The following is a 19,939-nucleotide window of genomic DNA, read 5'->3' as shown; positions in this document are numbered from 1 at the left end:
CCTCACATGCTTCCTCATTGCCGGGCTTGACCCGGCAATCCAGTGGTCTGGGAGAACCAGTCTGGATGCCCGGGTCGAGCCGGGCACGAGGGTTCGTAAAAGCCTGTTGACTCCCCATTGGACCGGAGTCCTAATAAGAACAAATAGGGAACATGAGGAATGCAAGCCGCGCGTGAGACGCTTGCCGGGCTCCGGCGGAGCCTTGCCGCCATCCAAGCGGACAGAGGAGCCGAAGGGTCGCCGCGGTTTCAGTTCGGCCTGTCGGAAGTAGATGGGGCGGTCGGCGGTGGGCTGCCCAAAGCGGCGCTTCACGAGGTATTCGCCGCTGGCAGCGCGGACGGGCCGGCGGCGAGCGGCTTCGGGCTCGCAATGGTTCTCCGGGCCTGCCAGCCCGGACAGACGATCGTCTGGGTGCGGCAGGAAATGGCTGGCAAGGAGTTCGGTGAGCTCTACGCGCCGGGGCTCGCCGAATTCGGGGCCGATCCCGCCTCCTTCCTCGTGGTGCGGGTTCGCGATGCGATCTCCGTGCTGCGGGCGGGAAACGAGGCGCTGCGCTGCCAGGCCCTGGGAGCGGTCGTCATCGAGGCCTGGGGCGAACATCCGGCCTTCGACCTTACCGCGACGCGGCGGTTGGCACGGCGGGCGGCACGCTCGGGCGTCGGGGCCTTCGTCATCCGGCTCGATGCGAAGCCAATGCCGAGCGCCGCCTTGAGCCGCTGGCGGGTGACGAGCGGGTCGAGCACCGCGCTCGCGACCGGGGCGCCGGGTACGCCTGTGTTCGAGATCGAACTCTTGCGGCACCGGGCGGGCTTTCCGCTCCGCCGCTTCAGTGTGGAGTGGGACCGTGAGCAGTCTGTTTTCAGGAGGCCGTCGCTATCTCGCGCTCTGGTTTCCCCTGCTGCCGACCGACCGTTTGCACCGGCTCAGGAAGGCGAATGGCGCCGCGCCGGCTGAGAAGCCGCTTGTCATCCTCGCCAAGGTCCGGAGCGCGCTCAGGATTACCCATGCTGACCGGCGGGCGCACACGGCGCGGCTTCTGCCCGGCCTGACCCTCGCGGATGCGCGGGCGCGGGTGCCGGACTTCGATACCGAGGATGAGGATCAGGCTGCTGACCTTGCCGCGCTGGAACACATCGCCGACTGGTGCGACCGCTGGACCCCGCTCGTCGGCATGGATGGTGCGGACGGCCTGATCCTCGACATCACCGGCTGCACGCATCTCTTCGGCGGCGAGGCCGGGATGCTGCGCGAAGTGCTCGGGCGGCTGACGGCATTCGGCTTCACGTCCCGTGGCGCTCTGGCTTCTACGCCCGACGCGGCGCGGGCACTTGCCCGCTATTCGAAGGGCGGCGTGATCCCGGCTGGTAGGACTTCGGAGGTAGTACGCCCCCTTCCTATCGCGGCGCTCGGCCTCGACGATGCACGTGTCATTGCCTTGGCCCGCGCAGGCCTGAAGCGGGTCGGCGATCTGGCCGACCGACCGCGCGCGCCGCTCGCCGCGCGGTTCGGCGATGATCTTCTCGATCTTCTTTTGCGCACGCTCGGCGAGGCCGAGCATCCGATCTCGCCGCGCCGTCCCCTGCCGGAACTGGTTACCGAGCGCCGCTTCGCGGAGCCGATCGGCCGGGCGGAGGATGTCGAGGCGACGATCGGAGAGCTTGGCCGCGATCTCGCCCTTCTGCTTGAGGCGCGCGGCCATGGCGGACGACGGTTCGAGGCGAGCTTCTTCCGGGCCGACGGCGCGGTACGACGAATCCCCGTCCTTACCGGTCGCCCGTTGCGGGACGCGAAAGTGCTGGCACGGCTGTTCTCGGAACGGCTCGACGCACTGGCCGATCCGGTCGATCCCGGCTTCGGCTTCGACATGATCCGCCTCGCGGCCCTCTCGTCGGAGGCGGCGCTAAACGTCCAGGCCGAGCTCGACGGCAGGGAAAGCGGCGACGAGGCAGTGGCGGAACTGATCGACCGCCTCGGCGCCCGTTTCGGCCCGTCGCGGGTGACGCGGTTCGTGCCCCGGGACAGCCACATCCCCGAGCGCGCGGCCGAGGCCGTCCCGGCGATATCGCCCGAGGCCGGCAGCAATGACTGGGTAGAAAGCGAACCGGGCGAGCCCCCTGCCCGACCGCTCCGTCTGTTTGACCCGCCGGAGCCGATCGACAACACGCTCTTCGAAGTGCCAGACGGCCCACCGATCCGCTTCCGCTGGCGGCGCATCGTGCATGAGGTCGCGCGCGCGGAGGGTCCAGAGCGCATCGCAGCGGAATGGTGGCGGCGCGAAAGGGAAATGCCGACGCGCGACTATTTCCGCGTCGAGGATCGCGAGGGTCGTCGATTCTGGCTCTACCGCGAGGGTGTGGTCACCTCCCCCGGAGACCAACCGCCCTGGTTCCTGCACGGGCTGTTCGCATGACAGCCTTCGCCGAACTCGTCGCCGCCTCGAATTTCTCGTTCCTGCGCGGCGCGTCGCATCCGGGCGATCTCGTGAAGCAGGCGGCGCTGCTCGGCATGAACGGCATCGGCATTGCCGACCGCAATACGGTTGCCGGCGTGGTACGGGCCTATGTGCCGGTGCGCGATGCGATAGCCGAATTCGAGAAGGACGAGGCGAACAAGGGTAAGATCTTCCCCTTTAAGCTTCTCGTCGGCGCGCGTCTGGCTTTCGAGGACGGCTCTTCAGACGTCGTCGTCTATCCGGAAAACCGCGATGGCTGGGGGCGGCTTTGTAGGCTTCTCACGATCGGAAACCTGCGCGGGAAGAAAGGCGAATGCCTGCTCCGGCTCGACGATCTTCTGGCCGACACCCGCGACCTGCTGATGATCCTGATCCCGCCATCCAATCCGCGCGACGGGGAGAAGGCTCTCGCCCAATTGGCCGAAGCCGTTCCCGGCTCGCTCTGGCTCGGCACCACGATGCACCGCAGCGGCCGCGACCGCCGCCGCCTCGCGGTGCTGAAGGACATGGGGCGGGCCTACCGCGTGCCGCTCATCGCCACCAACGACGCGCTCTACGAGACACTCGAGGAACGGCCCCTGCAGGACATCGTCACCTGCATCCGCGAAGGTCTGAAGATCGAGAGCGCCGGACGAATCCTGGAGGCCAATGCCGAACGGCATCTGAAAAGCCCCGACGAGATGATGCGTTTGTTCAGGGACGCACCGGAAGCGATTGAGGAGACACAGTATCTTCTCTCGCGGATGGAATTCTCGCTTTCGGAACTCTGCTACGATTATCCTGAAGAACCGGTGCCTCCCGGCAAGACGCCGCAGACCCATCTCGAAGACCTCTGCTGGCGGCGCGCCACGCTGCGTTATTCGGATGGCATCCCGGAAAAGGTCGCGGGGCTGCTGACCGACGAGCTCGCATTCATCGCCAAGTACGACTACGCCCGCTATTTCCTGACCATCCACGACATCGTCCGCTTCGCCGACGACAAGGGCATCCTCTGCCAGGGACGCGGCTCTGCGGCGAATTCCGTCGTCTGTTTCATCCTCGGCATCACCAATGTCGATCCGGAGGAAATCGATGTCCTGTTCGCGCGCTTCCTCTCCGCCGAACGCGAGGAGCCGCCGGACATCGACGTCGATTTCGAGCACGAGCGGCGCGAGGAGGTCATCCAGTACATCTACCAGCGTTACGGCCGCGAGCGCGCCGGCATCGCCGCGACCGTCATCTCATATCGGCCGCGCAGCGCCATCCGCGAGGTCGGCAAGGTGCTCGGCCTCAGCGAGGACGTGACCTCCGCTCTCGCCTCGACCGTCTGGGGAAGTTGGGGCGACAACCTGCCGGAGGGCCATGTGCGCCAAGCCGGGCTCTCACCGGCCAATCCCGAAATCGCCCGCGCCGCCGACTTCGCCAACCGGCTGATGGGCTTCCCGCGCCATCTCTCGCAGCATGTCGGCGGCTTCATCCTGACACGCGGCCGGCTCGACGAGACGGTGCCGATCGGCAATGCCGCGATGGACGACCGCACCTTTATCGAATGGGACCGCGACGACATCGCCGTGCTCGGCCTGATGAAGGTCGATGTCCTGGCGCTTGGAATGCTGACCTGCCTGAAGAAGGCACTGACCCTCCTGCACGATCACAAGGGCATCGAGCACAGCCTTTCCTCGATCGAAGCAGGCGACGAGGCCACTTATGACATGCTGTGTGAGGGTGACTCGATCGGCGTGTTCCAGGTCGAGAGCCGGGCGCAGATCAACATGCTGCCGCGCATGCAGCCGCGTGAATTCTACGACCTCGTCATCGAGGTCGCGATCGTCCGGCCCGGCCCGATCCAGGGCGATATGGTCCACCCCTATCTCAGGAGGCGGGCGGGCAAGGAGCCGATAGAGTTCCCCTCGCCCGGTCCGGGCTATCCGCAGGACGAGCTCTTTCAGGTTCTCGGCAAGACCAAGGGCGTCCCGCTGTTCCAGGAGCAGGCGATGCGGCTCGCCATCGTCGCAGCCGAGTTCACCCCCGAGGAGGCGAACGGCCTGCGCCGTGCCATGGCGACGTTCCGGCATGTCGGCACGATCGGCACGTTCAAGACCAAGATGATTGAGGGCATGGTCCGGCGCGGCTATGAGCGCGCCTTCGCCGAGCGCTGCTTCGCACAGATCGAGGGCTTCGGCAGTTACGGCTTCCCGGAGAGCCATGCCGCCGCCTTCGCCCATCTCGTCTATGTCTCGTCCTGGATCAAATGCCACCACCCGGACGTCTTCGCGGCGGCGATCCTGAATTCGCAGCCGATGGGCTTCTATGCCCCGGCGCAGCTGGTGCGCGATGCGCGCGAGCATGGGGTCGAGGTGCGGGAGATCGACATCAATTCCAGCCGCTGGGACAACACGCTGGAGGACCTCGGACGCGAAGACAGGGCTCAGGCGCTGCGTCTCGGCTTTCGCCAGATCGACGGCTTCAGGGAGGAATGGGCGGACCTCCTCGTCGCCCGGCGCGGCCTCAGCTATCCGAATCTCGAAATACTCGCCCGCCGCACCGGTCTGCCGCGCCGGGCGCTCGAACTCCTGGCCGATGCGGACGCCTGCCGTTCGATCGGCCTCGACCGCCGCGAGGCGTTATGGGCCGTGCGTCGCCTGCCGGGCACTGAGCCGCTGCCCCTGTTCTCGGCTGCGGACGCGGTCGAACTCGCCACGGAACCGGCCGCAAATCTGCCCGCCATGCCGCTCGCCGAGCATGTCGTCACCGACTACCAGGTGACGCGCTTGTCGCTGAAGGCTCATCCGATGATGTTCCTGCGCGAACGGCTGCGGACTGAGGGCATCAGAAGCTGCGCCGAGACGGTGGGGCTGAAGGACGGCGCCTGGACGAAGACCGCCGGCGTGGTTCTAGTCCGGCAGCGGCCGGGCAATGGCAATGTCGTCTTCATGACCATCGAGGACGAGAGCGGCATCACCAATGTCGTGGTCTGGGCGAGCCTGTTCCAGCAGTTCCGCCGCGAGGTGATGGGCTCGCGGCTGATCGAGGTGCGCGGCCGCATCCAGCGGAGCGAGGAAGGCGTGGTCCATCTCGTCTCGCAGCGACTGATCGACCGCAGCGCCGATCTGCAATTGCTCTCGGAAGAATCGAAGCCGCATTTCCAGTTGACGCGAGCCGACGAGATCCTGCACCCGCAACATCCCCGGACCTCGAACCATCCGCGCAATGAGCGGATCATCCCGAAATCACGCGATTTCCACTGAACCCGCCGCCTCTGCACGCCGACCAATGGTCAACGACGCAATCGAGGATGACGGTCATGAACAAGGACACGAGTGAAGATTTCGCGATGGGCCTGTTCGCGTTGAGCGCCACCTTCGGCCTGATCTGGTACGCCTTCGCGGTCGTGGCCCAAGCCTGAGCGTTTCAGGGGCGCTAGCGCGTCTTCTCCTCCCGGCGACGACGCTGTCGCCAGCGGCCCCATCTGATCTCCATCCTACGGCGGAACCGGCGAACGGCCGGAATATCGACCGACAGGATGATGAGGCCGAGCGGCACCATCCAGAATCCGAGGACCGGCAGGAAGCCGAGAATGCCTCCGCAGATCAGCAGGGCACCAAGGATAATTCTTGCGAGGCGCGAGCCCGGAAGGGCAAAGCGTCGCGAGCCGAACTTCAAGTGCGTCGACATGACATCCCGTTGAAACAGCGCCCTCTCCCCATAGATAGGTGGGGATGACGGATGAGGCGAGCGCGAAACAAAGCTTGGCATGCGCGCGAACTCTGCTATATGCAGGCCCGCGGTCGTCGAGGCGCCCCATTCCCTGATAGCTCAGCTGGTAGAGCGTTCGACTGTTAATCGAATGGTCGCAGGTTCGAGTCCTGCTCAGGGAGCCATATTTCAGGGGAGCGCGGTGATCCGTCTCCCCTGTTTCATGTCTGAAATCCGCGTAAATCCAAGGAGTTTGCACGAACGTCTCAGACGCTCGGCAATTGCGCTCGTTCACCCACCAAAGTAGAACGGGTTACAAACCGGGATACAAGGGCGGGCGGTGACGAGGTTTCGCGGTAGGTCAAACCGCATCCGGACAGCGGCAAATACCGCTATTACAGGCGCGTGCCGCGGGATTGCCAGCTCGACAAGCGCGTCTTTGTGAAGAAAAGCCTCGGCACGAAGAACCACGCGGCGGCCCTCGCCGCAGCGCGCGACTTTCACACGTCCACCGAAGCGCTCTGGGCAGCTCTGCTTTCCGGCGAAAATCCTGAAACCGCGTGGCAGCGCTACGACGCGGCGACTCGGATCGCTCGCGCGTTTGGTTTCAGCTATCTGCGTCCAGCCGAGATCCGCGACGGGTCGCTTGCAGAGATCATCAGCCGAGTCACGATCGCGCACGAGAAGCAGGAATCAACATCGGTTGTTGCGGGGATGCGCCAAGTCGGCGCACATGCCTCGCGGCATCACACGACCGCTAGAACTTCCCGGCAGTATTTGCAGCGGATTAAGCGCGATCGGAGCCGTCTGTTCCTCCTTGGCGGCGTGGCTCCGGAAAGTCCTGCCACCGACTTGGCAGAGCTTTCACCGCGTGAGGGAAGCGTTGGCCAACCACATGGAATTGTAATCGCTGGGTTGCTGATGTTGGCTTGCGGGCTCGCGACGCCCCTGCTCATCGACAGCACGTATTCCAGCTGCGTCCGGATGCGTGCCGCCCCCGAAAATCTTTGTGATTACGCCGTCAGGAACTCGATCGCTGCCGAGCTGTTGTCCGGCCTGACAATTGGCCTGGAGGAAACAATGAGAGCACTCAACATCATAACCCTTTTGCTGATTATCGTCGGTGGCCTGAATTGGGGTTTGGTCGGCGCATTCGAGTTTAACCTGGTAGATGCGCTGTTCGGCGCCGGAAGCGTTTTCAGCAAGGCGGTCTATGTGCTGGTCGGCGTGTCGGCAATCTGGCAACTAATTCCATTTGTCCGCTCGATGAGCGTCGGCGAGACAGCGGCCCAACGCGCTCACGGCCGCTATTGAGGCGGTCATCGGACTCCGTCCCAACTGATGACCACCCCGCCCCGTCGAGTGTGCTGCGCTCGACGGGGCATTCATTTCGTTAGATGCCACCGTCCACTCTCGTGTTTCCCACGCGGGTGCGATTTCGGACTTCGAAGAAGCTGCGACGTTGCGGAACGTTCGCTGAGTATCAGGTTACCGCCACCTCTCAACGACAGCGGCTGTATTGGTCCGCCAGGCGGCGCGCGACGATCACCATGGTTCGGTTGCGTACTCGCGATCCGTCATCGGCACATTGGTGCGTTGGGCATGGTCAGCCCGCTGAGCGGGTACTCCCCAACGTCCGGAGCCGCACATGTATTACAACGATCCACGCCTGCAATTTCCCGTCCGTGTAGAAAACCCGGATCCCCGCTTCGCCCGTGCGCTCCAGCAGGCTATCGGCGGCGTCGAAGGAGAAATACGCGTCTGCATGCAGTACTTCTTCCAGGGCTGGGGTGCGCGCGGCCCGAAGAAATATCGCGACATGCTGCTGACCACGGCGACCGAGGAGCTCGGCCACATCGAGATGTTGGCGACTGCAGTGGCGTTGAATCTTGAGGGCGCGCCGCTCTCGCTGCAGGAAGAGGTATCGCAGGACGCAATCGGCGGAGCCATCCTCAACGGAGTGAATTTCCAGCAGATCCTATCGTCGGGTCTCAATGCGATGCCCGTTAATAGCGACGGCATTCCTTTCGACATGTCCCACATCTACGCCAGCGGTAACGCCGCGGCGGATATGACGGCGAATGTCATGGCGGAGTCGACAGGGCGGGTCCTGGCCGTGCGACTTTACAACATGACCGACGATCCGGGGATGAAGGAGATGCTTCAGTTCCTGATCGCTCGAGACACCATGCATCAAAACCAGTGGTTGGCAGCGCTCGAGGATATGGGCGGCTTCGAGAAGAACTTCCCGATTCCCAACAGCCATCCCCAAGGCGAGGAGTTGCAGGAGTTCAGCTACGCCTTTCTCGGCTTCGATCGCGATGGCGCCGAACCCGTTCAGGGACGATGGTCCAACGGCACGTCGATGGATGGCAAAGGCACGTTTACGAGCCGGCCGATGGAGCCCCTCGGCGACGAACCCAAACTCGCGCCACCGCCTCCCGCCAGCGGAGCTCAGGATAAGCAGATGGATGGCACGTCGATTCTCGCGGGCCTCGTCTAGCAGGACACTGAGTGAGAGATTGCGCTTAAAGTGCGGGCCCAATTCGGGCCCGCTCCTTCGATTTCCGAGACGTACGGCTTACTCTCTGGCATAGCCTTGATTGCCAAGCCGCCATTCCTGGTCAGCCGCACATAACTCTCCTCGAATTTGATCCAGCCCTCGCCGAGGCAGTAAGCAAACGCGAGTTGAAGGTGAGGGGGATCGTTGCCGCGCTCGGAAAAGAGGGTCTGAAGTCGGTCGAGCATGGCAATGCGCCAACCGGCACTTTGGAATCTCTCAGGCCTCTGAGGGGGAATCAGGAATTCCCTTATTCCAGTAATGCTTCAAGCAAATGCGAACGGAAGGGCTTGCTGACCTCCCATCGCCGAGCCTTCAGCCGGTCTCGTTAACCTTCAACTCTGCTCCAGCTTTTTTGAACGTTGAGAAGAAACCGGCTGCGCTTCGTTTCGTTGGGTCCTTGCGTAACTAGACGCGCCCTGCCTAACGGAGACCATCGATGCTGAAGCAATCCCTCGCCGCTTGCCTGCTCGCCGGCGCGGCACTATCGCCGGCCGCGGCTCAAACCAGCGCTCCGGCCAATCAAGCTGCGCAAACTGGTGCGCAACAAGACAAGGTGCGGTTCGTAGAGAAGCTGCAGGGTCAGCAGTTCCGAAGCTCTGACCTCCTCGGCCAGACCGTCTATAATCTGCAGAACGAAGACATCGGCGACATCGGCGACCTTGTTCTCGATCGCGATGGTCAGGTAGCTGCTGTTGTGATCGACGTCGGCGGCTTTCTCGGCATAGGCGCCAATGAGGTGGCCGTTCCGATGAACGCGCTAAAGTTCGAGCCTCAAGCCGAGGGTACTGCGTCCTCCGATCCGAACTCCGCTACTGGTCGAAGCGCTGCGAGTGGACCGGAGGCTCCGGCGAGCGGCGCTGGTGCAGCCGGCGCCAACACGCAGACCTCGGCCCGCAATCCGGCCGTTAACCAGAGCGGCACGATGAGGTCCAGTGAGGCTGCGAATACGTCAGCGAACAACGCCAACAGCATGATGGGCGGCAACGACACTCTGAGGGCCAGGATCGTTCTTTCGACCACTCGCCAGGATCTTCAGGGAGCCCCCAAGTTCTCGGATGACACCGGCGGTCAATCCGGCCAGCGCCAGTGAGGGGAGCCGAGCTCTTGAACAAGATGAACAAGTCAGCAATCGCTGCGGCGATCTCGATCGGCCTTGCGATTCCCACTGTTCCGGCCATGGCCTTCCCGAGCGTGCCTGTGAAGGCTGACAAGGGATCTGGCCTTACGGATGTGCAACACCGCGTTGAGCGACGGGGAGATCGTCACTATTGGCGAGGACATCGCGGCTATCGCGAACGACGCCCCGGCTATCGCTATCGCAACGGCTTCTGGTTCCCTCCGGCAGCGTTCGCCGCAGGTGCGCTGATTGGGGGCGCGATCGCCGCCGGCCGGGCAGCGGCGACCGATGACGATCACGAGGACTGGTGCCGCGACCGCTATCGCTCCTATCGAGCTTCTGACAACACCTATGCGATCGGTGGCGGCGCTCGACGAGAGTGCGCGTCCCCCTACATGCGATGATCAGGAACATCACCCGGCGGGCACCGCCGGGTGATGCCAAGTCCCGCTCGATGCATAAGCCCGCGAACCCAATGACTTGGGAGTCCAGCTAAATCCGTGCTTTGTCATTGACGCCGGGATCGTCCCCCGAAAGTTGGCTGCCTTCCCGGCGCGAACTGCACGCCGGATCCTTTATTCATGCTCATGAGGTTCGATGCAGAGTAGTGCTAGTGCTACGGTGAAGATCCGGCCGCTTTCGATGCTGCGTTCGTTCCTGAAGAACGAGGCGTCGGCCGGTATCGTCCTGATGGCTGCCGCAGCGATTGCCCTGCTGATAGCGAACTCTCCGTGGTCTCCCTTCTATTTCGGCATTCTGAAGATCCATGTCGGCGGCCTCAGCGTTCTTCACTGGATCAACGATGCGCTGATGGCGCTGTTCTTCCTTGTTGTGGGACTGGAGATCAAACGTGAGTTCGTCGATGGTCAGCTTTCAAGCTGGCCGCGTCGCATTCTCCCGGGAGCGGCGGCAGCAGGCGGCATGGTGGTCCCCGCTGCGATCTACGTTGCGCTCAACTTAGGCACAGCTGAGACAATGCCCGGCTGGGCCATTCCCACCGCGACCGACATCGCGTTCGCCCTGGGTGTTCTCGCGCTGCTCGGCTCGCGTGTTCCGGTGTCACTCAAGATTTTCCTAACGGCTTTAGCCATCATCGATGACTTACTGGCCGTCCTCATCATTGCGGTCTTCTACACCGCTGACCTGTCGTTCGGCTGGCTTGGCACCGTGGCCTTGATTCTTTTCCTGCTGATGGCGCTCAACCGTGCTGGTATCATGGCTCTGACGCCCTACCTTCTCTTGGGAGCGGTTCTCTGGTTCTGCGTCCTGCGCTCTGGAGTTCATGCCACCTTGGCGGGTGTTTCGCTCGCGATGACGATCCCCCTCGGAAAGTCGCCGGGTCGGCCAGACGATGTTGCATCACCGCTCCACATCCTCGAGCACGCTCTGCATTACTGGGTCGCATTCGCGATTGTTCCGATTTTCGGTCTTGCGAACGCGGGAGTGTCGCTGTCGGGCCTGGGCTGGTCCAATCTTCTTGCACCGTTGACCCTCGGCGTTGCCGGTGGGCTCTTTCTCGGCAAGCAGGTCGGCGTCTTTCTGACGACGCTCATCGCCGTTCGGCTCAGGCTCGCTGATTGCCCAGAAGATGCCACGTGGCTGCAGATCTACGGCGTGTCGTTGTTGTGCGGCATAGGTTTCACAATGAGCCTGTTCATCGGACTTCTCGCGTTCGAAGCTTCTCCTCATTTGCAAGACGAAGTGAAGCTCGGCGTTTTGCTAGGATCGGTGGCCTCGGCGATCTGCGGAGGTGCGGTTCTTTTTGGATGCGGAGGCCAGCGGCGCGAAGAGAAATCACGTTGAGCAGAAGGTGGCGGATTGCGACTCCCCCGTGCTTGATCCTCGTTAATTCCAGGCCGAATGGCACATCGCTATCGTGATGCAAGTAGTGCTCAGCGGGAAAGGCGATCCGACGTTGGCGAACGAGCGTTTCCGGCACTTAAAGGACGTTGTTCAGCCTACCGAGCCACATCGCGGTCAGTTAGCAGGCGATCATATTCATTTTGAATGATGCGGAAGCAGTCACAAGATGTGCGTTCTAGTTCCTCGGGCGAGGTGATGTCGATCCTCCCGCGACTCCTCAGAAGCACGCCCTGTTGCTCCAATCTGGCTAACATCTGAGTCACCCCCGCTCGCCGTACACCGAGCATTCTTGCGACAAGATCATGAGTCGCTGGGATGGTCCTGCTCTCCAGCCTCGCCAAGGCCATCAGAAGCCAGCGGCACACACGCTGCTCGAGCGTATGACGAGCATTACAGGCGATGAGAACGGATTGCTGTGTCATCCGAGCCTGGATGTGAAACAAGAGGTTCCGCCGAAACTGGGGCTGTTCGGCAAAAGCTATCGTCAGATCTGCTGCGGCGATTCGAAAAGCTGTGCCACTCATCTGGACAGAACAGCGGAGCGGTGAACGATTGGTTCCGAGGATGATCGGGATCCCAATAAATCCGTGCTTCCCCACGATCGAGGTTTCCATTGGCTTCTCTCCGCTTCCCCTCGAAAGAAAAGATGCGGTTCCGGTGATCGGGAAATAGGCGTGAGTCACGGGAAGGTTGGGCTCGATCAGCACCTGTCGGCGTCGAAGATGCATCTTGTCGAACTTGCCTTCAATCGCCGCCCACTCAGTTGCAGGGATCAAACTGAGCAGCCTGTTGCCAAGCGTGCTCGATCCATCGGTGTTCCATCGTTGAAGCTTACTTTCAATCGTCTTCTTCGCGACCAACGGAGCACTCCGATCAGACAAATGATTTTGCTGCGACATTAAGCATTGCTGATGTGAATCGAATGATCACTCCTTGGATCATAGGTCACATCAAGCGCTGTCATATTAAGAAACATCTGAGAGGCACTGTTACCAACCTTTCCCGGGAATCCAGAACACAGATTTTTGGTTCGCCAGCGTACTCTAGGTTCTTCTCAATCAGGCGGCCGGATGCTCGACTGGATTCGCAAACAAAGAAAGAAACGTGTCCGGGTGAGCCCGGCATAGAGAAGCTACGTCAGCGACAAGAATCACAATGGGAGTGGGCCATGGGGGTAAATCAGACGCCGGGAAAGGCGCAGAACGTCGTTGTCTCCAAGCGGTTCAACGTTCTGGACCTCGCTGAAGAAACAGGGATACCCGTCGCAAAAGCCCGCAAGCTGATTAAGCAATTCGGAAATGACGCTGAAACACTGATCGCGGTAGTACAAGGCAACCTGAACATTGCCTCTCTGAAACGCGAGTGAGTTCGTATGAGCCCGACGCGCTCAGATCGAACGCATCACTTCGAGGCGCATGAACTAATTTCTGACGCGTCTCCGACTCTTTGGTCGGACATCGGCGAAGTTCTCAGAGCGAATGGTTACGCAACGTCTGAAACTCCAAACAAAATTCAAGCGCTGACGGTCTTCGAATGCCACAAGCGAATGATCTGTGTGACCGGCGACAACGCGTTCGCACATGGCCTTTTCCTTCGAGTGTGGGCGCAGAATTGGCCTCGCTCGTCAGTATTGATCTCATCAGAGATGCACGACTTCAAGCTTAAGGCACTCTCCTTTAGCAAAAGGTCCTGCCAACGCCGGTGCCACCCCGGTGATCTCTTGACCTTGGTCGAAAGATTAGCCAGCGAGCAGTAATGATCTCGTCCTGTAAATTTCATCACTTAGCTTTTGCTGCGCTCATTCTCGTTCTTGGTGGGACCTCAAAAAGCGAACTCGCCAACGTACCACGAAATTCGTCGCAAGCCGGAAGTCACCATTGTCAAAGGTTGCTCGCGGTCGATTATGAGCTCTCCATTTATTGTTCTCTATCGCGGCGACGAGGAAGCGAGCCATATGCCGGTGAAGTCGGCCGAGTGCCGGATAGAAGATGAGGAGATACTTCCCTCTTTCTCGGCGCCCTCCACGCAGCGGGTAGATTTACTTCGGAACCAATGGGCCGCGATTTCACCAATCGGCACCGGAAGAGACTGGTCCGGTCAGGCGTTCACTTTTCGCATGACTATGCCTCAAATTTTCAATGGTTGAGCCGGAAACGGAAGAGTTCAGGGTTGGCGATCTTGTACGTCTGAAGACGGGCGGCAGGACGGCTCTTACCGTGTTCGCTATAGGAATGGACTTGCAAGGTCATCGACGGCTGTGGTGCTGCTGGCACGACGAAACGGGAGAACGAAAGGGATCGTTCGCGCCGGGCGCACTGGAGCTGGTGTGTCTCTTCGACCGTTCAGACGATCAGAGCGGTTGCTCTGACTAACCGTGCGCGCTTCGAACGCGATTTCAATCCTGATGAGATGACCCCTGCAAGGTGCACCGACGAAGTTGGTTCTTCTTGCAGCAGCATGCGTAATTCCACGCAGGAACTTGCTCCTTCGGAGCAGACGCCTGCCACCTTCCTCATTTGGTGCCGCACGCCACGACCATCTCGCATGGTCCCTCAAACCCGGATGCCGTGTCGAAAGCGCGAAGTGCTTGTTCGATCTCCTGCCACGCCTCCTCGCGGCCGGCATCGTCCAGGCCGCTGAGCATCTGGTGAAGGGCACCGAAGGACTCGCGTTCGAACCGTACGCAATCGGCCGCGTTGGGTGTGCAGACCGGAGCGGCGACGAGAAGAGCTTCCACGTCGTGGAACCCTGCCCGCCGGATTTCGTCAGTCAGGATCCCGGGACCGCCTAGACTGAACGGACCCGGCTGACCCGGCAGCGGCGGCGGTAGGTTCGCACGTCGGCGAATGATTGAGACCGGAACGGAAAAGAACCTATTGTTTTCCGCCGTGCCGTAGACGATCGCGCCGATCCTTCCTCCGACCCTGAGCGCCCGTCTCATACCAGCGAGAGCTTTTTGCTGATCGGGAAAGTAGATCAATCCGACCCGAGAGATCACGGCATCGAAGCTAGCTTCTGGTACCTCAAGATTTTCGCCGTCCATCACGCGCGCCTCGACATGAGTGAAACCCGCTCGTCTGGCGTTCTCGGCGGCATGGTCGAGGATGTTTGAGGAGATATCGGTCGCGAGAACATAACCTGTGGGCCCAACGCGCTCCGCGATCTGTAGCGTCTCGTCCCCCGCGCCGGCCGCCACGATGAGAACTCGGCTTCCCGGCCCGATCTGCGACATCTCGATCAGGATTTCGGTAGCTGGCCCCAACCACCGCCGCAGTAAGGGACTCCAGTCATTCCAGGCCTTGGCAGCGCTCTGCCACTGCTGACACGTCGTTTCCTTATATCTGACGGGGTCGAAGACATTCATTTTGAACTCCGTTGGTTGCGGACGCCGATCGAGCACGTGTTTCGTGCGGGGCTCTGTTCGGCTAGACTTCAACAAGGCCGTGGATATCCCCGTGGGAGTTGGCGTGGATTTCGGCTGCTGCTGAGGAAGGAGTGCATGCCGCTCCAGATCCAAATGACGGGTGAGTTACAGCTCTTCAGGGACGGGCTGCCTGTCAGTCTGCCAGCCTCGAAGAAAACACGCGCGCTCCTCGGCTATCTTGTTGCGACGGCTCGCTCTCATCGCCGGGAACGCTTGTGCGATATCTTCTGGGACGGCCCGGACGATCCACGCGGTGAGCTGCGTTGGAGTCTCAGCAAGATTCGCCCCCTCGTGAATGACCAGAAGGCGGATCGCTTGGTCGCGGACCGCGAGCATGTGGGCATCCAAACGGATGCTGCCCAGGTGGATCTTTTTCAAATTCGTTCGTTGGTGGCGGACGACCCATCCAGCACGTCGACGGAAGCGCTGAAGAGAGCCGTCGAACTTTTCCAGGGCGAGTTTCTCGACGGGCTTGATCTCCCCTCCTGTTATCGCTTTCAGGAATGGTGCATGGCAGAGAGGGAGGCCGTCAGCCGCCTTCGGATCAGCGTTCTCGGCATTCTCATCGAACGTCTCCACGATGCTCCCGCGGACGCGCTTCCTTATGCCCGCCAAATGGTGACCGCCGATCCATTGTCGGAACCCGGTCACGCGTCGGTGGTCCGGCTCCTTGTGCACTCGAACCGATCCGCGGAGGCACTCAGCTATTACGAACACGCCCGACGCATCTTGGAAATCGAGCTGTCGACAAAGCCCGGAGAAGAACTCGAAGAGGCGCGCCGGCTCCTTGCGCCTGCACGCCGACGAGTTGCCGAGCACACCCGCTGTCCATATCTCGCAAAGAGCCCGCGATCAGGACCTTCTCGCGCATTGATCGGCCGCCATGCCGAACGCGCTGAAATCGATCGGCTGGTGTCCGCGGCGCTGAATGGCAATACGGATGTCGTTCTCATCAAGGGCGAGCCCGGCATCGGAAAGAGCCGAATGCTCGATTACGTGGCGGAGACCGTTGCCGCCACGGGTGGGGTGGCGTTTCGTAGTCGCGCTTTCCAATCCGAAGCCATCCGGCCCTACGGGATCTGGACGGACATGTTGCGTACGATCGCTCGAGCGGACGCCACCGCCGAACGTTGGCGCAGCATCAGCAACGTCTTGACCGACGGAATGTCTGCCCCGGATGCGTTCGCCGACCGATCCGGTCTGTTCGAGTACGTCGTCGATACCTTGCGGACAGCAGCAGGGGACCGGCCCGTAGCGATCCTAGTCGACGATGTCCAGTGGTTGGATGAGGCATCAGCGGCTCTGCTCCATTACGTTGCCCGCCAATGCAGGACGCCTATGGGTTTTCTTCTCGGCTGTGCCGCACGCTCCGGCGAGATCGGCGACAACGCACCGGTGTCGAAGTTGTTGCGGGCGCTCGCTCGCGAGGATCGCCTTCGCGAGATTCGTCTCGCCGCGCTTTCTGCCCAGGACACGGCTGCATTAGTGCAGACCGTCGCCCAGGAAGGGATCGACCCCTCGTCGATCGCGGCCCAGAGCGGGGGAAACCCGCTGTTCGCTTTGGAGCTTGCTCGCACCCGCTGCCCCGGCGAGATAAGTCGCACGATCGAGACCGTCATTGCGGACCAATTTGCAAGCCTCACGGATCACGCACGTGACCTGCTTGCGTGGGCAGCCGCCTTCGGCCGCAACTTCACCGGCGAAGATCTCGCGCGACTCGGATTTGTCGACCCAGCTGAACTAATCGGAGCGCTGCTAAACCTCGAACGACGTGAACTCATCCACCCGCTCGACGACGGATCGTATGACTTCAACCACGACCTGGTCCGGCAAGCGGCTTACCGCACGCTCTCGCATCCCCGCCGCAGGTTGGTGCACCGGCATATAGCAAGGAGTCTCAGGTCGGATCTGGAAAGGGATTTCACACTGGCCGGGGAGTTGGCCCACCATGCCGAACTCGCGGGGGATTTTGAGGAGGCGGTCCGTGCTTGCGAGATTGCAGGACAGCGCGCCTTGCGCCTGTTTGCCAATGCCGACGCCGCATCGCTTGCCGACCGCGGCCTCCATCACGTGCAAGCGCTCGCGGACGGACCCGCCAAGATCGAGGCGCGAATGGCGTTGCTGAAGGTTCGGCTCTTCGCCGCGACAGGTCCAAGGATGCAGCGTCTCCCTCCCTTGGCCGCGTCGATCGAAGAGACGATCCAAGCGGCGCAGAGACTATTGCTCTCGGACGTCGCGGCGACCGGACACTATCTTCTGTCCGTCCTGAATCAACAGGCCGGTCAGCCGGAGCAAGCACAGAAGAACACGTTGGACGCCGCCGCCGCCGGACGATCAGCCGGTCTTGCCATAAGTGCGCATCAGCTCGCCAATACCGCTCGATGCCTCCTGGAACTTGAGACGGACGTACATCGAGCCCGTACTTTGATTGCAGACGCAAGTGATCTCGCGGCTTCCCTCGACGTCGAACTTTGTGAGTTGCACTGGGCTCGAGGGCTTCTGCAACGCTGGGATGGCGAGGCAGACGCCATCGGATCGACCGAGCGTGCACTCCTCCTAGCTCAATACGAACAAGACCGTTGGCGTGAATATAAGTGCCTCACGCTTCTGGCTATGCTGGCGCTGGAGGATGATCGTTACTCGGACGTGCGCGCACGATGCACCGAACTCATGGTCGTCGCAAAGCGCCTTGGCGACGATGAGACACCATTCGTCTCCGCTCTGGACGCGCTGGCCCTGCTTGCCAGTAGCGCGGAAACCGAGTCCCTTGATGCGTTGGACCAGGCGCTCGCCCAGCTCCGAGCGGTCGATGACAAATCTTATCTGGCATATTCACTGAATAGCGCCGCCCGCCTTCAGATGAAGCGAGGGTGGACGGGACCAGCGTTCCAGAACGCGTCAGCGGCCTTGTCGATTGCATCGATCTTGCATCGGGTGAACGAAGTCACCATCGCCAGGTCTCTCTTGGCCGCGATGGGCGATCACACCGCGCTTGGCCAAATGGTGGGGCTTGCTCGGCAACCACATCATCCCAACGAAATCAGCGCCCGTGCTCTATCGGCGGTTCAATCTGCCCTTCTCCGTGTCCTCCCTTCCACGATGGCTTCCACGGTCCGGGAGTGAACCTGACTTGAAAGGAGACCGCCCATGTCCCGCATCATCGTCGAAAGAAACTTCGAGCCGCCGCTCACGGAGGAAGAACTCAAGGCCACCGAGGCACGAATGGCCCCTTGCCTCGAACTCTACGACGTTCGTTGGCTCCGCAGCTTCTGGTCCGGTGACCGGCGTCGCATGATTTGCGAATATGAAGCGCAAGATGTTGCCAGCGTACGCAATGTACAACGGGAGGCGGCCGCCAAGTTCGAACGAGTCTGGGCCGCCGATGTGCTCGAAGAGACGCCCATTGCGCCATAGCCAAGGACTGTCCGCAATGGGTCAAAAGCGGACATTCGCAGGATCCCGAAAAGCATACCATGGCCCAGCAGCCTACATGGCTCGCTGAACGGCAGGGAGCCGAGAGTCTCGATCACGAGCATCTTCGGCCAGTGACGAACACTTGAACTCTCCCGATATACAAGTCGGGATCGAGTTATATCGCGGAGGCAAGACATTATAATACTACTTCAAGATATTGATTTTGCTCCACCCCGACGACAACCGGAACCACTCCTGCTCAGGGAGCCGCCGCCTTTTTGCGCACTGAAGGCGCGCTAGAGCCGCCGAAGTACGATATGGCCTGAGGTGCCCCCGTAAGCGCGATTATGCTTGAGCGGCTCGCTTGTTAACCTAGATCAATTTCCGGCCCGTCAGCCCGCACTATGTGCGAGATATGGTCGAGATTGCATACAGCGTCAGGGGGTCAGCTCCGAACGGTTCTCTCAAGAGCATCGACTGCGCACGCGTTGAAGACGTGCTGGAGAAGATCCTTGAGCTCTCGCTCCGAGGCTTCTTCGATATCCATGTGCAGGATGCGAGCGGGCACATATACGAGGCGGCCGACTTCGTCGTCGCGTGCAGACAGCCTCGTCCTGACAAGACGCTCTAGCCCAATCGCAAAATTGCCGGGGTAGGGTTCACTTCCTCAGATGTCGGTTCGCCACGACCTTGATGGACGCCACCGGCGCGTTGAGCTGATCCTCGACAATGACCTCCCAGTTCGTGTCTGCACGTAGTTTACCGTCCATATCTCGCAACATTTCCCCGCATAGGGTCACGGCTTCAGCCCACGCCTCGTCGTCGTTTGGCAGATCAATCCTGACCGGATTCCGGGTCAACGGGATTTTGAAGGTGTATGTGCCCATGCATGGAAAGCGCCGACGCCGCACGTCGGTTTCGTACGATACCGCACGCGCATGTGATGTTTTAAGTATGTTAGCGCGCTTCGGGCTTCGGGCGATCAAGCTTCGAGGATGACGAAAACCAACACCATCTATCTCACGCGCTCCGGTGAACATTGGCAACTTCGGCAGGAGAGCAGACGACCCGAGATATTCGCGACCAGAGACGCTGCACTCAAGGCGGCTCTCATGATTTCGCAGTCTGACAAGGCTGAGGCGGTGAAGGTTGAACTTTGCGGACCAGGTAAGGAAACGATCTATTTCTTTGCCTTCCCCGGAACGGTGACTTTCAACTGAGCTTGGATAGCTCACCGAGTTGCCTGCCGTTGCGCGGCGGCCCGCCGGGTTCTTGGATCACGAGAACGGAATGACGAGCAGCAACCGATCCGTATTGCGGGAGGCGTTGCGATACTTCGTCGACCCGACCGGATCGGTCATGATCGGAGCCTACCCGGACGTGTGCTGGGAACGAGGCGCCAGAAGCCCAAAGTGGCGTGAGGCGACCCTT

General features: G+C 61.3%; 17 protein-coding genes, 1 tRNA gene and 1 pseudogene. 15 read left to right on the top strand and 4 right to left on the bottom strand.

The features are described 5' to 3' along the window. Positions 1 to 159: 159 nt before the first annotated feature. From ACFPFW_RS08560 to ACFPFW_RS08550, 3 genes are read left to right on the top strand one after another with little or no spacing between them, the layout of a single operon-like run. A complete protein-coding gene (locus ACFPFW_RS08560) occupies positions 160 to 954 on the top strand; it encodes an ImuA family protein (RefSeq protein WP_114957566.1) in 795 nt (264 codons plus the stop codon). Continuing rightward, the gene (locus ACFPFW_RS08555; RefSeq protein WP_379770288.1) at positions 845 to 2,410 is read left to right on the top strand and encodes a Y-family DNA polymerase; all 1,566 of its coding nucleotides are present in this window, start codon (positions 845 to 847) and stop codon (positions 2,408 to 2,410) included. Before ACFPFW_RS08560 ends, ACFPFW_RS08555 begins: the two co-directional genes overlap by 110 nt. After that, positions 2,407 to 5,679 carry an error-prone DNA polymerase gene (locus tag ACFPFW_RS08550; protein ID WP_114957565.1) on the top strand — a complete coding sequence of 1,091 codons (3,273 nt, stop codon included), beginning with the start codon at positions 2,407 to 2,409 and terminating at the stop codon, positions 5,677 to 5,679. The genes ACFPFW_RS08555 and ACFPFW_RS08550 overlap by 4 nt, the downstream gene beginning before the upstream one ends. A gap of 172 nt (positions 5,680 to 5,851) precedes the next feature. On the opposite strand, the gene ACFPFW_RS08545 is transcribed toward ACFPFW_RS08550, so the two are convergent. Then, positions 5,852 to 6,106 (bottom strand): hypothetical protein, encoded by a 255-nt coding sequence (locus tag ACFPFW_RS08545; protein WP_114957564.1) that lies wholly within the window; start codon positions 6,104 to 6,106, stop codon positions 5,852 to 5,854. A 130-nt stretch (positions 6,107 to 6,236) separates the two neighbouring features. On the opposite strand from ACFPFW_RS08545, the gene ACFPFW_RS08540 reads away from it, so the two are divergent. The 7 genes and pseudogenes from ACFPFW_RS08540 (at position 6,237) to nhaA (ending at position 11,610) form a co-directional block, all read left to right on the top strand. After that, positions 6,237 to 6,312 (top strand) — tRNA-Asn (locus ACFPFW_RS08540). Between the two features lie 205 nt (positions 6,313 to 6,517). After that, positions 6,518 to 6,649, top strand: a pseudogene (locus tag ACFPFW_RS08535) (hypothetical protein); the annotation flags it as partial. 558 nt (positions 6,650 to 7,207) lie between these two features. Further along, positions 7,208 to 7,441, top strand: coding sequence for a DUF378 domain-containing protein (locus ACFPFW_RS08530; RefSeq protein ID WP_114957648.1), 234 nt, complete (start codon positions 7,208 to 7,210; stop codon positions 7,439 to 7,441). A 334-nt stretch (positions 7,442 to 7,775) separates the two neighbouring features. Continuing rightward, positions 7,776 to 8,630: a manganese catalase family protein gene (locus ACFPFW_RS08525; RefSeq protein WP_114957563.1), complete on the top strand. Its 855-nt coding sequence runs from the start codon at positions 7,776 to 7,778 to the stop codon at positions 8,628 to 8,630. A gap of 496 nt (positions 8,631 to 9,126) precedes the next feature. Further along, positions 9,127 to 9,780 (top strand): PRC-barrel domain-containing protein, encoded by a 654-nt coding sequence (locus tag ACFPFW_RS08520; protein WP_114957561.1) that lies wholly within the window; start codon positions 9,127 to 9,129, stop codon positions 9,778 to 9,780. 23 nt (positions 9,781 to 9,803) lie between these two features. Next, on the top strand, positions 9,804 to 10,211 hold the full coding sequence (locus ACFPFW_RS08515) for a BA14K family protein (RefSeq protein ID WP_114957647.1): 408 nt from the start codon (positions 9,804 to 9,806) through the stop codon (positions 10,209 to 10,211). A 193-nt stretch (positions 10,212 to 10,404) separates the two neighbouring features. Then, a complete protein-coding gene (nhaA, locus tag ACFPFW_RS08510) occupies positions 10,405 to 11,610 on the top strand; it encodes a Na+/H+ antiporter NhaA (protein ID WP_114957560.1) in 1,206 nt (401 codons plus the stop codon). 155 nt (positions 11,611 to 11,765) lie between these two features. Here nhaA and ACFPFW_RS08505 read toward each other — a convergent pair whose 3' ends face one another. Then, positions 11,766 to 12,530 (bottom strand): Crp/Fnr family transcriptional regulator, encoded by a 765-nt coding sequence (locus tag ACFPFW_RS08505; RefSeq protein WP_162799719.1) that lies wholly within the window; start codon positions 12,528 to 12,530, stop codon positions 11,766 to 11,768. 62 nt (positions 12,531 to 12,592) lie between these two features. Between ACFPFW_RS08505 and ACFPFW_RS08500 the strand changes: the two genes are divergently transcribed. Next, complete coding sequence (locus tag ACFPFW_RS08500) at positions 12,593 to 13,036, top strand: hypothetical protein (RefSeq protein ID WP_379770281.1); 444 nt, start codon at positions 12,593 to 12,595, stop codon at positions 13,034 to 13,036. Positions 13,037 to 13,808: 772 nt separating this feature from the next. Continuing rightward, the gene (locus ACFPFW_RS08495) at positions 13,809 to 14,042 is read left to right on the top strand and encodes a DUF2158 domain-containing protein (protein WP_114957557.1); all 234 of its coding nucleotides are present in this window, start codon (positions 13,809 to 13,811) and stop codon (positions 14,040 to 14,042) included. Positions 14,043 to 14,182: 140 nt separating this feature from the next. Here ACFPFW_RS08495 and ACFPFW_RS08490 read toward each other — a convergent pair whose 3' ends face one another. Continuing rightward, the gene (locus ACFPFW_RS08490; RefSeq protein WP_114957556.1) at positions 14,183 to 15,034 is read right to left on the bottom strand and encodes a class I SAM-dependent methyltransferase; all 852 of its coding nucleotides are present in this window, start codon (positions 15,032 to 15,034) and stop codon (positions 14,183 to 14,185) included. A 135-nt stretch (positions 15,035 to 15,169) separates the two neighbouring features. Between ACFPFW_RS08490 and ACFPFW_RS08485 the strand changes: the two genes are divergently transcribed. Together ACFPFW_RS08485 and ACFPFW_RS08480 are read left to right on the top strand one after the other, a co-directional pair. Then, entirely contained in the window at positions 15,170 to 18,217 is a 3,048-nt protein-coding gene (locus ACFPFW_RS08485; RefSeq protein WP_114957555.1) for an ATP-binding protein, read from the top strand. Positions 18,218 to 18,241: 24 nt separating this feature from the next. Further along, positions 18,242 to 18,508, top strand: a complete 267-nt coding sequence (locus ACFPFW_RS08480) for a nickel-binding protein (protein ID WP_114957554.1) — start codon at positions 18,242 to 18,244, stop codon at positions 18,506 to 18,508. A 659-nt stretch (positions 18,509 to 19,167) separates the two neighbouring features. Here the strand turns inward: ACFPFW_RS08480 and ACFPFW_RS08475 are convergent. Then, positions 19,168 to 19,395, bottom strand: a complete 228-nt coding sequence (locus ACFPFW_RS08475; RefSeq protein WP_114957552.1) for a DUF6894 family protein — start codon at positions 19,393 to 19,395, stop codon at positions 19,168 to 19,170. Positions 19,396 to 19,503: 108 nt separating this feature from the next. Between ACFPFW_RS08475 and ACFPFW_RS08470 the strand changes: the two genes are divergently transcribed. Continuing rightward, positions 19,504 to 19,728 carry a hypothetical protein gene (locus ACFPFW_RS08470; protein ID WP_114957551.1) on the top strand — a complete coding sequence of 75 codons (225 nt, stop codon included), beginning with the start codon at positions 19,504 to 19,506 and terminating at the stop codon, positions 19,726 to 19,728. The last annotated feature ends 211 nt before the right edge of the window (positions 19,729 to 19,939 follow it).

The sequence above is a fragment of the Flaviflagellibacter deserti genome (genome assembly GCF_042652085.1).
GTDB lineage: Bacteria > Pseudomonadota > Alphaproteobacteria > Rhizobiales > Methylopilaceae > Flaviflagellibacter > Flaviflagellibacter deserti.
This window is presented reverse-complemented; position numbering and strand designations above follow the sequence as displayed.